The organism is Rhodoferax sp. LB1P47 (assembly GCF_056521445.1).
Window position 1 is genome coordinate 169,137 of the sequence record NZ_JBWMAU010000008.1, and the last position, 13,530, is coordinate 182,666.

General features: G+C 61.7%; 13 protein-coding genes, 1 tRNA gene and 1 pseudogene. 1 reads left to right on the top strand and 14 read right to left on the bottom strand.

The window, feature by feature from the left end:
- The first annotated feature begins 16 nt into the window (after positions 1-16).
- The gene (locus AC0969_RS11505; RefSeq protein ID WP_479624280.1) at positions 17-811 is read left to right on the top strand and encodes an SDR family oxidoreductase; all 795 of its coding nucleotides are present in this window, start codon (positions 17-19) and stop codon (positions 809-811) included.
- Between the two features lie 11 nt (positions 812-822).
- Here AC0969_RS11505 and AC0969_RS11510 read toward each other — a convergent pair whose 3' ends face one another.
- From AC0969_RS11510 to AC0969_RS11575, 14 genes and pseudogenes are all read right to left on the bottom strand, one after another.
- On the bottom strand, positions 823-2,115 hold the full coding sequence (locus AC0969_RS11510) for a tryptophan--tRNA ligase (protein ID WP_479624281.1): 1,293 nt from the start codon (positions 2,113-2,115) through the stop codon (positions 823-825).
- A 7-nt stretch (positions 2,116-2,122) separates the two neighbouring features.
- A complete protein-coding gene (locus AC0969_RS11515; RefSeq protein ID WP_479624282.1) occupies positions 2,123-2,791 on the bottom strand; it encodes a site-2 protease family protein in 669 nt (222 codons plus the stop codon).
- Positions 2,792-2,809: 18 nt separating this feature from the next.
- Positions 2,810-3,445 (bottom strand): L-threonylcarbamoyladenylate synthase, encoded by a 636-nt coding sequence (locus AC0969_RS11520; RefSeq protein WP_479624283.1) that lies wholly within the window; start codon positions 3,443-3,445, stop codon positions 2,810-2,812.
- Between the two features lie 12 nt (positions 3,446-3,457).
- The gene (locus AC0969_RS11525; protein WP_479624284.1) at positions 3,458-4,348 is read right to left on the bottom strand and encodes a DMT family transporter; all 891 of its coding nucleotides are present in this window, start codon (positions 4,346-4,348) and stop codon (positions 3,458-3,460) included.
- A complete protein-coding gene (locus tag AC0969_RS11530) occupies positions 4,345-5,199 on the bottom strand; it encodes a 3',5'-nucleoside bisphosphate phosphatase (protein WP_479624285.1) in 855 nt (284 codons plus the stop codon). Before AC0969_RS11530 ends, AC0969_RS11525 begins: the two co-directional genes overlap by 4 nt.
- 126 nt (positions 5,200-5,325) lie before the next feature.
- On the bottom strand, positions 5,326-5,496 hold the full coding sequence (gene rpmG, locus AC0969_RS11535) for a 50S ribosomal protein L33 (RefSeq protein ID WP_076198758.1): 171 nt from the start codon (positions 5,494-5,496) through the stop codon (positions 5,326-5,328).
- 11 nt (positions 5,497-5,507) lie between these two features.
- Positions 5,508-5,741, bottom strand: coding sequence for a 50S ribosomal protein L28 (gene rpmB / locus AC0969_RS11540; RefSeq protein WP_295958977.1), 234 nt, complete (start codon positions 5,739-5,741; stop codon positions 5,508-5,510).
- 246 nt (positions 5,742-5,987) lie between these two features.
- Positions 5,988-6,063, bottom strand: a tRNA-Thr gene (locus AC0969_RS11545).
- 14 nt (positions 6,064-6,077) lie between these two features.
- Positions 6,078-7,085: a class 1 fructose-bisphosphatase gene (locus AC0969_RS11550; protein ID WP_479624286.1), complete on the bottom strand. Its 1,008-nt coding sequence runs from the start codon at positions 7,083-7,085 to the stop codon at positions 6,078-6,080.
- 12 nt (positions 7,086-7,097) lie between these two features.
- On the bottom strand, positions 7,098-9,785 hold the full coding sequence (gene pepN / locus AC0969_RS11555; RefSeq protein ID WP_479624287.1) for an aminopeptidase N: 2,688 nt from the start codon (positions 9,783-9,785) through the stop codon (positions 7,098-7,100).
- Positions 9,775-10,464, bottom strand: a complete 690-nt coding sequence (locus AC0969_RS11560; RefSeq protein ID WP_479624288.1) for an HAD family hydrolase — start codon at positions 10,462-10,464, stop codon at positions 9,775-9,777. Before AC0969_RS11560 ends, pepN begins: the two co-directional genes overlap by 11 nt.
- Positions 10,464-11,568 (bottom strand): peptide chain release factor 2 gene (gene prfB, locus AC0969_RS11565; RefSeq protein WP_479624289.1). Its coding sequence is split into 2 segments (ribosomal slippage): positions 10,464-11,486 and positions 11,488-11,568, totalling 1,104 coding nucleotides; the frame shifts between segments, so codons are not numbered across the junction. Before prfB ends, AC0969_RS11560 begins: the two co-directional genes overlap by 1 nt.
- An 81-nt stretch (positions 11,569-11,649) precedes the next feature.
- Entirely contained in the window at positions 11,650-13,194 is a 1,545-nt protein-coding gene (locus AC0969_RS11570) for a methyl-accepting chemotaxis protein (RefSeq protein WP_479624290.1), read from the bottom strand.
- Positions 13,195-13,376: 182 nt separating this feature from the next.
- Positions 13,377-13,530: pseudogene (locus AC0969_RS11575) on the bottom strand (ISL3 family transposase); the annotation flags it as partial.

The window sequence follows — 13,530 nt, forward strand, 5'->3', positions numbered from 1 at the left end:
ACGTAAAGGAAAAATCATGGACTTGGGAATTTCTGGCCGTTGGGCCTTGGTGTGTGGGGCCAGCAAAGGCCTGGGGCTAGGGTGCGCGCAGGCGCTGGTGCGCGAGGGGGTGAACGTGCTGATCGTGGCGCGTGGTGTGGATGTGCTGGAGGCGGCTGCTATGCAATTAATAGCTGACTACGCAGGTAATACCAGCGCAGAAGTGCTATTTTGTGCCGCAGATATCACCACGCCCGAAGGCCGGGCCGCCGTGTTCGCCATCCGCCAAGACTTCGACATCGTGGTCACCAACGCGGGTGGCCCTCCCACCGGCGACTTCCGCAGCTGGGACCGTGACACCTGGATCAAGGCGGTAGATGCCAATATGCTGACCCCCATCGAACTCATCAAGGCTACGGTAGACGGCATGGCGGCGCGCGGCTTTGGCCGTATCGTCAACATCACCAGCAGTGCCGTAAAGGCCCCCATCGACGTGCTGGGCCTGAGCAACGGTGCACGCAGCGGTCTGACGGGTTTTGTGGCCGGTGTAGCGCGCAGCCCGTTGGCCGGGCAGGGTGTGACCATCAATAACCTGCTGCCCGGTGCCTTCGACACCGACCGCCTGCGCAGCAATATGCAAGGTGCCGCCGCCAAAACGGGGCAAAACGCCGACGCAGTGGCCGATGCACGCCGCAAAACCATTCCGGCCCAGCGCTTTGGCACGCCGGAGGAGTTCGGGGCCATCTGCGCGTTTTTGTGCAGCACGCATGCGGGCTACATCACCGGCCAGAACGTGCTGGCCGATGGCGGGGCTTATCCGGGTACTTTTTAACCGGGTACTTTTTAAACCGTCTGGAGTGCTTCCAGGGCGAGGGTCACTTCATCTACGGTGACCCCGTCGGCGGGCTGCAAGTTGCCCAGCGCAGAGATGCCTTCGGCCTGCAACTGGCGGATTGCCGTGCCTGCGTCTTTGGGCGCGGCAAATCCGGCACTCAGCAACAGCAAACGCCCTTGGGCATCCACCAGCTTGAAGTGGAATAGCCCGTCCGCTTCGCGGTACTGCTTGAAGCTGGGCAGTGCCGCTTTGGCCACCTTGGCAGACTTTTGCGTGGCCTGGGCGTTCAGGTCGCGCAGGCCGACGGCGTGGCGTAATTTGGCGATGAAGGGGGTGGCGGTCTGGCGGGCCTTGAGGGCGCCAGCGCGCAGGATGGTTTCCACCTCGCCAGGGTTGTCCATATAGCGCTGGTAGGCATCGCGCATGGGGGCGACTTCGCGGTCGATGCGCTCGAACAGGGTTTGTTTCGCGTCACCCCAGGCGATACCGTCGGCATAGGCTTGGCGGAACTGGGCGGTTTCCTCTTCGCTGGCAAAGGCCTGGTAGATCTGGAACAGGGCCGAGCCCTCGGTGTCCTTGGCTTCGCCGGGGGCGCGTGAGTCGGTGACGATGCCGGCAATCAACTTGCGCAGCTCGGCACGTGGGGCGAACAGCGGAATCGTGTTGTCGTAGCTCTTGCTCATCTTGCGGCCATCCAGGCCGGGCAGGGTGGCCACGGATTCTTCAATCAGCGCCTCGGGCAGCACAAAGTGCTCGCCGTAGCTGTGGTTGAAGCGCTGGGCGATGTCGCGGGCCATCTCGATATGCTGGATCTGGTCGCGGCCCACCGGCACCTTGTGCGCGTTGAACATCACGATGTCGGCGGCCATCAGCACCGGGTACATGAACAGCCCGGCGTTGATGTCGGCATCCGGGTCGGCCTGGGCGGCGGTGTTTTTGTCTACCGATGCCTTGTAGGCGTGGGCGCGGTTGAGCAAGCCCTTGGCCGTCATGCAGGTCAGCAGCCAGGTGAGCTCAGGGATTTCGGGGATGTCGGACTGGCGGTAAAAGGCCACGCGGCTCGGGTCCAGCCCGGCGGCGAGCCAGCTGGCGGCAATCTCCAGCGTGGAGCGCTGGATGCGGGCCGGGTCGCAGGTCTTGATCAGCGCGTGGTAGTCGGCCAGGAAGTAGAAGCTCTCCACACCGGGGGCCAGGCTGGCGCGCACCGACGGGCGGATGGAGCCCACGTAGTTGCCCAGGTGGGGGGTGCCGGAGGTGGTGATGCCGGTAAGGACACGGGAGGTCGCACGAGAAGTGGTCATGGAGAATTCAAGAAATCAAAAAGGACAGTGGGCTCAGCAGCAGCTGGAGCAAGCCAAACGTCAGGCCCATGACAGGCTGCATCCACAGCGTGCTGATAACACCCGCAATCACCAGACCCATCACGATGAAAAACCCCCAGGGCTCAATGCGCGAGACCATTACCGCTTGGCGGTAGGGCAGCAGCCCCACCAGAATACGGCCCCCGTCTAGCGGCGGCAGCGGAAACAGATTGAAGGCGAACATCACCACGTTGACCAGCATGCCTGCCTTGCACATCTTGAGGAAAAACGGCTCTGTGGTGCCGGTGGCCACAAGCAGATACATCAGCACGCCCCACAAGAATGCCTGGATGAGGTTGGCACCCGGGCCCGCCAACGCCACCCACACCATGTCGCGTTTGGGGTTGCGCAGGTTACCAAAGTTGACCGGTACCGGCTTGGCATAGCCAAACAGAAAGGTGCCCGAGGTGGCGAAGTACAGCATCAGCGGCATCAGAATAGTGCCCACCGGGTCGATGTGTTTCATCGGGTTGAGCGTGATGCGGCCCAGCCGTGCGGCGGTGTTGTCGCCAAAATACCGGGCCACATAGCCGTGGGCGGCTTCGTGCACCGTGATGGCAAACAGCACGGGCAGGGCATAGACCATGACGGTCTGGATCAGGTTGGCAATATCCACGGGGTTTTCTTTAAAAAATTACAAGCCGATGGAGGCCAGGTCGCCACGGCCCTGGCGCACCAGCACCGGATCACCGCCACTGCCCATTTCGGTTAGGTCGATCACGGTGGTGGGCTCCAGCGGGCAGGCCCCGGCATCCAGCACGGCGGCAATCTGGTGTTCAAACATGTCGCGGATGGCGTGCGCGTCGTTCAGTGGCTCGGTTTCACCCGGCGGAATCAGCGTGGTGGCCAGCAGCGGGCCGCCGTGCAGCTCCAGCAGGGCTTGCAGGGTTTTGTGATCGGGTACGCGCAGGCCAATGGTCTTGCGCGACGGGTGGCTCAGGCGGCGCGGCACTTCCTTGCTGGCTTCCAGAATAAAGGTGTAGGGGCCAGGCGTAGCGGCTTTGAGCAGGCGGTACTGTTTGTTGTCTACGCGGGCGTAGTTGGCCAGCTCGCTGAGGTCGCGGCACAGCAAGGTCAGGTGGTGCTTGTCGTCCACGCCCCGGGTGCGGCGCAGCAGGTCGGCGGCGGCCTTGTCGTCCAGGTGGCACACCAGTGCGTAGCTGGAATCGGTGGGCACGGCCACCAGCTTGCCCTGGCCCAACAGGGCCACGGTTTGTTTCAGCAAGCGGGCTTGCGGGTTGTCGGGGTGAATTTCAAAGTGTTGGGCCATAGGGTGGTGATTTTAAGTGGGGGGTACTTGCCGTGAAATGCGGCTTTCCCGCACGGTCAGCCAGGCACCGGCAGCACCGCACAGGGCCACCAGGATGATGCCCAGTGTGGCCCACTGGTCGGGCACATGGTCAAACGCTAGCCAGCCGCCCAGCATGGCAAAACCAATTTGCCCGTACAAAAACGGCATCAGCGTGGCCGATGGAGCGCGGGTGTAGGCCAGGATCAGCAAAAAATGGCCGATGCTGGCCATCGCGCCCATCACCACCATGCCGGCCCATAAATGCCAGTCGTGGATGGTTTCCCAGACAAAAGGCACAGCCAGCGAGGCCACCAGCGTGCCAATCCAGCCAGTGTAGAAATGCATGGTCAGCGGGTCTTCGGTCCGGGCGAGTGTGCTGGTCAGTACCTGGAACCAAGCGTTGCACGCTACCACCGCCAGCGGTAGCAGCATGGCCCAGTGGAAGGTTTCACCGCCGGGCCGGATGATGACCAAAGTGCCCACAAAGCCCCCGGCCACCAGCAGCCAGCGCAGGCCCGATACGCGTTCGCCCAGCACAGCGGCCACCAAGGTGATCACCAGCGGCGTAATCATCACAATCGCAGTGAATTCGCCCACCGGCATGAACTTGAGGCTCAGAAACGCGAACACGCTGGTCAGCAGCAACAGCACGCCGCGCAGGCATTGGAATTTGGGGTGCGCGGTGCGCAGCAAGGCCCGGCCCCGTATGGGCAGCATGGTGGCAGTGGTGACGGTGGCCTGGAAGGCATAGCGAAACCACAGCGCCATCAGTAAGGGCACGCTGGCGGTGGTCCATTTGGTGGTGGTGTCCAGTACGGCAAAGCACGCCACAGCCACCAGCACCAGCGCAATGCCGGCGAGCGCAGAGCGGGGGCGGCTCACTGGATGCGGTCCGCCAGCAGCTCCCACACCGGGGTCAGATCCCCCGGCAGGTAGGGCAGGGTGCCCAGGTCGGTGCGGCTCTCCACCGGGCAGTGAAAGTCGCTGCCGCGCGAGGCCGCCAGGCCAAATTCACGGGCCACGTCGGCATATTCGGTGTATTCGGCCACGGTGTGGCTGCCGGTGACGACTTCGACTCCGCGCCCGCCGTGGGCCTTGAATTCGCTGAACAGGGCGTACTCTTCGTTGGCGGTAAATTTGTAGCGCCCGGGGTGCGCAATCACGGCGATGCCGCCGGTTTGGGTGATCCAGCCCACCGCATCCTTGAGCGATGCCCAGCGGTGCGGCACGTAGCCGGGTTTGCCTTCGGTCAGGTATTTGCGAAACACCTCGTAGGTGTCTACGCATGCGCCAGATTCGACCAGAAAGCGGGCGAAATGGGTGCGTGAAATTAGCTCCGGATTGCCCACAAACTTGAGTGCGCCCTCATAAGCATGGGGAATTCCTGCGGCAGCCAAGCCTGCCGCCATTTCCATTGCCCGTGGTCCCCGGCCACCGCGCGTGGCTTCCAGGCCGTGCTGCATCAGCGGGCTGTTGGCGTCAAAACCCAGGCCGACGATGTGTACGGTTTCACGGGCAAAGGTGACCGAAATTTCCACCCCGGTGAGGTAACGCATGCCGTGTGCCTTGGCAGCGGCAGCGGCGCGTTGCTGGCCGCCCACCTCGTCGTGGTCGGTCAGTGCCCACAGTTCTACGCCGTTGGCGCTGGCGCGGGCCGCAAGTTGTTCGGGGGTGAGGGTGCCGTCGGAGACGACCGAGTGGCAATGGAGGTCGGCGTTGAGTATGGAGGTCACAGGACGATTTTAGGCGCTATGGGTTTTCCCTGCCCCCAGTGCCTTTAATCGCTGGAGCATAAAAAAACCCGCTAGATAATTTGCGTATCGAGCGGGTTTTTTTGGGGGTACAAAGACCAGTCTGAATTACTTCAGCTTGATTTCTTTGTAGTCCACATGCTTGCGAGCTTTGGGATCAAACTTGCTGATCAACATTTTCTCGGGCATGGTTTTCTTGTTTTTGGTCGTGGTGTAGAAGTGCCCCGTACCGGCTGTAGATTCCAGCTTGATTTTTTCGCGTCCGCCTTTGGTTGCCATGATTCAGCTCCTTATGCTTGGCCACGTGCGCGCAAATCGGCGAGCACAGAGTCGATACCGTTTTTGTCGATCAAACGCAGACCTGCGTTGGAGATGCGCAAGCGGATCCAACGGTTTTCTGTTTCGACCCAGAAGCGGCGGTATTGCAGGTTTGGCAGAAACCGGCGCTTGGTTTTGTTGTTGGCGTGGGAGACATTGTTCCCCGTCATTGGGCCTTTGCCCGTTACTTCACATACGCGTGCCATGAGGACACTCCAATCAGAGCCGGGGCGGCAGATAAGCTGCCCAGACCAATTAACGGCATTTGCCGCACCTCGCCATCCATAAAGGTGGCGGTAAAAGTAATTTACCCAACCCTGCTAGCTCTTGGAGGAGCCCACAAAATTCAGTAAAGCCTATGATTATAGCCTTGTCTGCGGAATTCTTCCTTGACTTGACTGTCGGACATGAAAAAGCCCGCTACTTTTAACAGCAGCGGGCTTTTGGGTATGTGGTGCCGGAGAGATGAATCGAACACCCGACCTTCTCATTACGAATGAGCTGCTCTACCGACTGAGCTACACCGGCACATTAGCCTCGAATTATAGCTTGGCGAAGTAGCTGGCTACTTGCGCGACTTCATTTTTTGATCCCAGTACCACGCTGACGCGCTCGTGGAGTTTTTGCGGGACGATGTCGAGGACGCGCTGGGTGCCGGTGCTGGCGGCGCCGCCGGCTTGCTCTACCAGCCAGCCCATCGGGTTGGCTTCGTACATTAGGCGCAGCTTGCCGGGCTTGCCGGGCTCGCGTTTGTCCCAGGGGTAGAGGAACACGCCGCCACGGGTCAGGATGCGGTGTACGTCGGCCACCATGCTGGCGATCCAGCGCATATTGAAGTCTTTGCCGCGTGGGCCTTCCACGCCTTGCAGGCAGTCGTCTACGTACTGCTTCACCGGGGTGTCCCAGTGGCGCATATTGCTCATATTGATGGCAAATTCTTTGGTGTCGGGCGGGATTTGTACGTTTTCTTGCGTGAGGACGAACGAGCCTTGTTCGCGGTCCAGGGTGAACATGGCGACACCATTGCCCACGGTGAGAACCAGGGTGGTTTGCGGGCCGTAGACGCAGTAGCCCGCAGCGACCTGGTTGTGGCCGGCTTGCAGAAAGTCTTGTTCGCCCACGGCCGCATCACCGTCGGGCTTTTTGAGCACGCTGAAGATGGTGCCGATGCTGACGTTGACGTCGATGTTGCTGGAGCCATCCAGGGGGTCGAACAGCAGCAGGTATTCGCCCTGTGGGTAGCGGTTTGGCACGGCGTAGATGTCTTCCATTTCTTCGGACGCCATCGCGGCCAGGTGGCCACCCCATTCGTTGGCTTCGATCAGCACTTCGTTGGCGATGATGTCGAGCTTTTTCTGGATTTCGCCCTGCACGTTTTCGGATTCGGCTGTGCCGAGCACCCCACCGAGCGCGCCTTTGTTGACGGCGTGGCTGATGCCTTTGCAGGCGCGGGCCACGACTTCGATCAGCAAGCGCAGCTGCGATGGGATGAGGCCGTTGACGCGTTGTTGCTCGACGAGGTAGCGGGTGAGGGTGATGTTTTGGGGCATGGGTTTCCTTGTTTAGTCGGCGAGTGCGCGGGAGACGACTTCGCGCACGTCGTTGCTGAGGTCGGTTTTGGCGGCCACGCGGACCAGCGCTTCGCGGGCAGCGCTACGGTAGGGTTCTGCCAGGTTTTTCCAGCGATCCAGGGCGCGGGCCAAGCGGGCGGCCACCTGGGGGTTGATGCCGTCTAGTTCGATGACGCGCTCACTCCAGAATACGTAGCCTGCCGCATCCTTGCGGTGGAAGGCTCCGGGGTTGGCGCTGCAATAGCTGAACACCACGCTGCGGGCGCGGTTCGGGTTGCGCAGGCTGAAGTCGGGGTGCTTGAGCAACTGGCGCACGGCGGGCAGGATGTCGCCGTTGCGGTCGGTGGCACCGGCTTGCAGGGCAAACCATTTGTCCAGCACCAGCGGCTCGTCCTTGAACAAGGCGTGGAAGCGGGGCAGGGCCTGCGCCGCCAGCGGGTGACCGCTGGAGACCAGGGCGCTCAGGGCGTTGAAGCGGTCGGTCATGTTGCCCGCATCCTTGAAGCGCTGCAAGGATTTGCCGGGCCAGACCGTGTCGCCACTGGCAAGCGCTGCCAGACACAGCTGGCTCAGGGCCATACCGGTCAGGGCGCGGCGGCCGCTGGAGCGCGGGTCGGGCGAGTAGGCACCGGTGTCGCTGTAGGTGGCGTAGACCCAGGCCCAGTCAGCGGCCAAGGCCTGCGCGAGTTGGCTGCGCATGGCTTCGCGTACCGCGTGGATGCGCTGTGGATCGACCACGTCCAGCTGCTCGGCCAGGTAGGTTTCCGACGGCAGGGTCAGCACCAGTTCTTTGAAGGCGGCATCCAGATCGGGATGCCGCAAGACGCTGCGCATGGCCTCAATATAGGCATCATTTAAGGGCGTGGCGCACGTGGTATCTACGTAATTAGCTATTAATTTAATAGCAGACCGCACCGCCAACCGTTGCCCGGCTTCCCAGCGGTTGAAGGCATCGGTGTCATGCGCCAGCAGGGCCAGCAACTGGGCGTCGGTGTAGTCGAACGCCAGCACCACCGGGGCCGAGAAGCCGCGCAGGATGCTGGGCACGGGCTCGGCATCCACATTGACGAAAGTGCGTGTTTCCACGGTTTCGGTCATTACCCAGGTGTAGGGTGCCGCCAAGGTGGAGCCATCTGCCATGTGCAGCGCCAGCTCGGTGCCGTCTTGCGCCAGCAGGCCCAAGCCGAGGGGGATAACGAAGGCTTCTTTGTCCGCTTGGCCGGGTGTGTTTGGGCAGCTTTGCGTCAGTGTCAGCGTGTAGCTGCGGGCGGCTGCGTCAAAGTGGCCCATAGCCTGCACACGGGGCGTACCGGCCTGGCTGTACCAGCGCTTGAATTGGGGCAGCAGGCGCGCCAGATCGGACTGCGGGTTGGCATCGGCGATGGCCTGGGCGAAATCGTCGCAGGTTACAGCTTGGCCGTCGAAGCGGCTGAAGTACAGCGCCATGCCTTGGGCGAAACCATCACGGCCCACCAGCGTCTGCATCATGCGCACCACTTCCGCACCTTTTTCGTAGATGGTGACGGTGTAGAAGTTGTTGATCTCGATGTAGCTGTCGGGCCGCACCGGGTGGGCCATCGGGCCTGCATCTTCGGGGAACTGGGCGGTGCGCAGCACGCGCACGTCTTCAATGCGCTTGACGGCCTTGGCAGACGGGTCGCGGCACAGGTCCAGGCTGAATTCCTGGTCGCGGAAGACGGTCAGGCCTTCTTTTAGGCTCAGCTGAAACCAGTCGCGGCAGGTGACCCGGTTGCCGCTCCAGTTGTGGAAGTACTCGTGGCCCACCACCGATTCGATATTCGCGTAATCGGTGTCCGTGGCGGTGGCCTGGTTGGCCAGCACGTACTTGGTGTTGAAGATGTTCAGGCCTTTGTTTTCCATCGCGCCCATGTTGAAGTCGCTGGTGGCGACGATCATGAAGCGTTCCAGGTCCAGCGGCAGGTTGAAGCGGGCTTCGTCCCAGGCAATCGACGCCATCAGCGAATGCATCGCGTGCTCGGTCTTGTCCAGGTCGCCGGGGCGCACAAAGACTTGCAGCAGGTGGTCTTTGCCGTTGCGGGCGGTGATGCGCTGCTCGCGGCTCACCAATTGACCCGCCACCAGGGCGAACAGGTAGGCGGGCTTGCGGAACGGGTCTTCCCACTTGGCGAAATGGCGGCCATCGTCCAAGGGGCCGTGGTCCACCAGGTTGCCATTGCTCAACAGCACCGGGTACTTGGCCTTGTCGGCGCGCAGCAGCACGGTGTAGGTGGCCATCACGTCCGGGCGGTCCAGGAAGTAGGTGATGCGGCGAAAGCCCTCGGCCTCGCACTGGGTGAAGAAGGTGTCGTTACTGACGAACAAGCCCATCAGCTTGGTGTTTTTGATGGGCGCACAGGTGGTGAAAATCTCCAGGTCGAAGCTGCCGTCCTCGGGCAGGTTTTCCAGCACCAGCTGGCTACCCTCCAGCTTGAACGAGGCCCCGCCGCCGTTGACCAGTACGCGGGCCAGGTTCAGCTCTTCGCCGTCCAGCCGTAGCGCTTGGGGCGATACATCGGGGTTGCGGCGCATGCGCATCTTGTTGAGCACGCGGGTTTTGGCCGGGTCCAGATCGAAACACAGCTCCACCGTGTCGATCCAGAAAGCGGGCGCGGTGTAGTCGGCCCGGTGGATGGCTGTCGCCTGTCCTTCACGATACATGGAGGTTCCCTAGAAAATTCGATTGCAAAAGTTCATCGTAATTGCGCACTGTGGCAATCACGTGCGGCCCGGCCAGTTCTTCGGGCGTGTTGCTGGTGCAGATGGCAACCGCGCGCATCCCGGCCCGGCGTGCAGCTTCTATGCCAAAGGGTGCGTCTTCAAACACGATGCAGTGCGCAGGCAGCACGCCGATACGCTGTGCTGCTGCCAAAAAGATAGCGGGGGTGGGCTTGCCGCTCAGACCCTCATCGCCGCGCGCAATCGCATCGGGCGGCGGGTTCATCTGCAAGTGGCCCAAGGCGAATTCCACGTTGTGGATGTCGCCTGCCGTGCCCACGGCGACCTTCAGGCCCCGCGCCCGGGTGGCGGCGTGGAACGCGGTGAAGCCCGCCACTTCCTTGAAGATGGGGCCAAAGATGTCGCGGTACAGCTGCTCTTTCTCGTGCACCAGTGCCCAGGCCTGGCCTTCCTCCATCTCCGGCTGGTCGAGGATCAGGCGCACGCATTCCAGGCCGGTGCGGCCCGTGGTGCGGCGCATCAGCTCGGCAATCTCCATATTCACACCGTGCTTCTGGGCAAAGTCCAGCCAGGTGGACGTGTGGTGCGGCATGGAGTCGATCATGGTGCCGTCCATGTCGAAGAGGATGGCCTTCACGGGTTGCGAGAGAAGAGCTTGCATTACACGCCTTGCTTGAGGGAGGCTTCGATGAAGATGTCCAAATCCCCGTCCAGCACCTTTTGGGTGGCCGAGACTTCGACATTGGTGCGCAAATCCTTGATGCGGCTGTTGTCCAGCACGTAGCTGCGGATCTGGTGGCCCCAGCCCACGTCGGTCTTGGTGTCTTCCAGCTTCTGCTGGGCTTCTTGTTGCTTGCGCAGCTCGAAGTCGTACAGGCGCGAACGCAGGCGCTTCCAGGCCACGTCGCGGTTGCTGTGCTGGCTGCGGCCATCTTGGCACTGCACCACGATGCCGGTGGGCAAGTGGGTTAGGCGCACGGCCGAGTCGGTCTTGTTGATGTGCTGGCCGCCTGCGCCGCTGGCGCGGAAGGTGTCGGTGCGCACGTCGCTGGGGTTGATGTCGATCTGGATCGAGTCGTCGATCTCGGGGTAGACAAACACGCTGGCAAAGCTGGTGTGGCGGCCGCCCGAGCTATCAAACGGCGATTTGCGCACCAGGCGGTGTACGCCGGTCTCGGTGCGCAGCAGGCCGAAGGCGTATTCACCCTCGATCTTGATGGTGGCACCCTTGATGCCTGCGGTGTCGCCGTCGGTGATGTCTTCTACCGTGGCGGTGAAGCCCTTGCGTTCGGCGTAGCGCAGGTACTGGCGCAGCAGCATGCTGGCCCAGTCGCAGGCTTCCGTGCCACCCGCGCCGGCCTGGATGTCCAGGAAGCAGGGCAGCGGGTCTGCGGGATTGTTGAACATGCGGCGGAATTCGAGGGTTTCGACCTCGGTGGCTAGCGCCGCAGTGTCCGTCTCGATGGTGATCAGGCCATCGTCGTCGCCTTCTTCCTTCGACATCTCAAACAGTTCGGTGTTGTCGGCCAGTTCACGGGTGAGCTTTTCCAGCATCAGCACCACGGCGTCGAGCGACTTCTTTTCTTTGCCCAGTTCTTGGGCTTTTTTAGGGTCGTTCCAGACGCTCGGGTCTTCTAGCGAGGCATTGACGGTGCGCAGGCGTTCGGCTTTGGTATCGACGTCAAAGATACCTCCGTAAATCTTCGGTACGCACGCTCAGGTTGCTGAGTTGGTTGCCAATGGTGTTGATGCGTTCTGCGTCCATGAGATTCTTCCTGAAGTGGGTGCCGGGGGGCTAACCCATTATTTTCTCATGCCACGCAGTGCCGTTTTACCGCTGTGCGCTTCAGGCTAAAAGCCGTGTTTCACCCAGCCGGAACACCGATACCGTGTGCACCAGCTCGGCCGCCTGGTGCTTCAGGCTGTCGGCGGCGGCAGCGCTTTGTTCGACCAGGGCGGCGTTTTGCTGGGTGGTCTGGTCGATCTGGGTGACGGCTTCGCTGATTTGCCGTACCCCGGTGCTTTGCTCGCGGCTGGCGGCACTGATGTCGCCCATGATGTCGGTCAGGCGGCGGATCGAGGTCACCACGTCCTGCATGGCCGCTCCGCTTTCATCGACCAGCGCCGTGCCCTGGGCCATACGCTGCACGCTGGTCTGGATCAGGCCCTTGATCTCGCGGGCGGCATCGGCGCTGCGTTGTGCCAGCAGGCGCACCTCGCTGGCCACCACCGCAAAACCCCGGCCTTGCTCCCCGGCGCGGGCGGCTTCTACCGCCGCGTTCAATGCCAGGATGTTGGTTTGAAAGGCAATGCTGTCGATCACCCCAACGATGTCGGCAATCTTGTTGGATGCGTCGGTAATGCCTGTCATGGTGTCCGCTGCCCGGCTAAATATCTCGGAACCGCGTACGGCCACGCTGGAGGCCTGCTGTGCCAACTGGTTGGCCTGTAGGGCTCCGTCGGTGTTTTGCTGGATGGTGGCACCCAGCTCTTCCATGCTGGCGGCAGTTTCTTCCAGGGCCGAGGCCTGGGCTTCGGTGCGGGCGCTCAGGTCATGGTTGCCTGCGGCGATTTGGTAGCTGGCGCTGGAGACGCTTTCGGCACTGGCGCGCACGCTGCCGACGACCTGGGCCAGGCTGGTTTGCATGCTGTTGAGGGCGTTGAGCAGGTTGGCCAGTTCGTCTTTGCCAGTCACCGCCTGGGCCGCAGTCAAATCGCCCTGGGCCACGGACTGCGAAACGTTGAGTGCATGGCCGATGCGGGTGGTGATGGTGCGGCTGAAACGCCATCCTGCCAACATCACGACCAGACAGACCAGCAGCATCACCGTCAGGCTGATGGTGGTAGCGCGTTGGCCGTTTTGGGCGGCGCTCTCCGCCACCGCGCGGCTGTCGGCACCGATCGCTTTTTCTGCCTCGTCCAGCAGTTTGCTGGGTTCGCGGTCCATGCCCTGCACGGCTTTGTCGCCCACGCTGGAGTCGAAGTTGGCGGCTTTGAAGGCTTCCAGCCCCTTGCGGTAGGCCGCTCCCATGGTTTGGTGGGCTTGGGCAAAGCGTTCGACCAGGTTGCGGCCTTCTCCTGGCGGAAGGGTCTGCCGTAGGCTGCTGGCCGCCTGGGAAATTTCACTTTCCTTGGTTTCAAACGCTTTCCAGTAGCGGGCTAACTGGTCTGGATTTTTGCCGCGCAGCAAGATGTTTTTCCACTCTTGCACCTGCACCTTGAAGTCGTTGAGCAAATGGCCAATGGCGCGTTCGTCGGCGTTGCGCGATTGCACTGTGGTCTGGTACGTGTTGAGCGACTGGTTCAACTGGTAGATGCCAAACAGCGCTGCACACAGCACCAAGACCATTGCCGCTGCAAATGCCAGCGGAAGTTTGAGACTCAGTTTCATGCTTTACCGCTTTGCAGCGCCCATATAGCCAAGGTGTTTGCATGTTGGCACAAGTTGTCGGGACGCGCCAATGGTTGATTTGCTATTTAATATGTAGCGCCTTGTGCAATAGGGGTGTGCGCTGCATGCCTAAAAGCCGGCTCTCTTCCGTTTCGGGTGGTACACCACTACCCCCACTCAGATCATGGACGAATCCTTGCTTTTTGAAGCGGATTGGGAGGTAAGTGAGAAAGCTTGCCAGCAATCAAGAAGGCCATAGCGATGAAGTGGTCGGTTGTGCCGTAGCCACGGGCCTTGGCTTTGGCCGCTTGCAGCAATGAATTCACAGCCTCTACG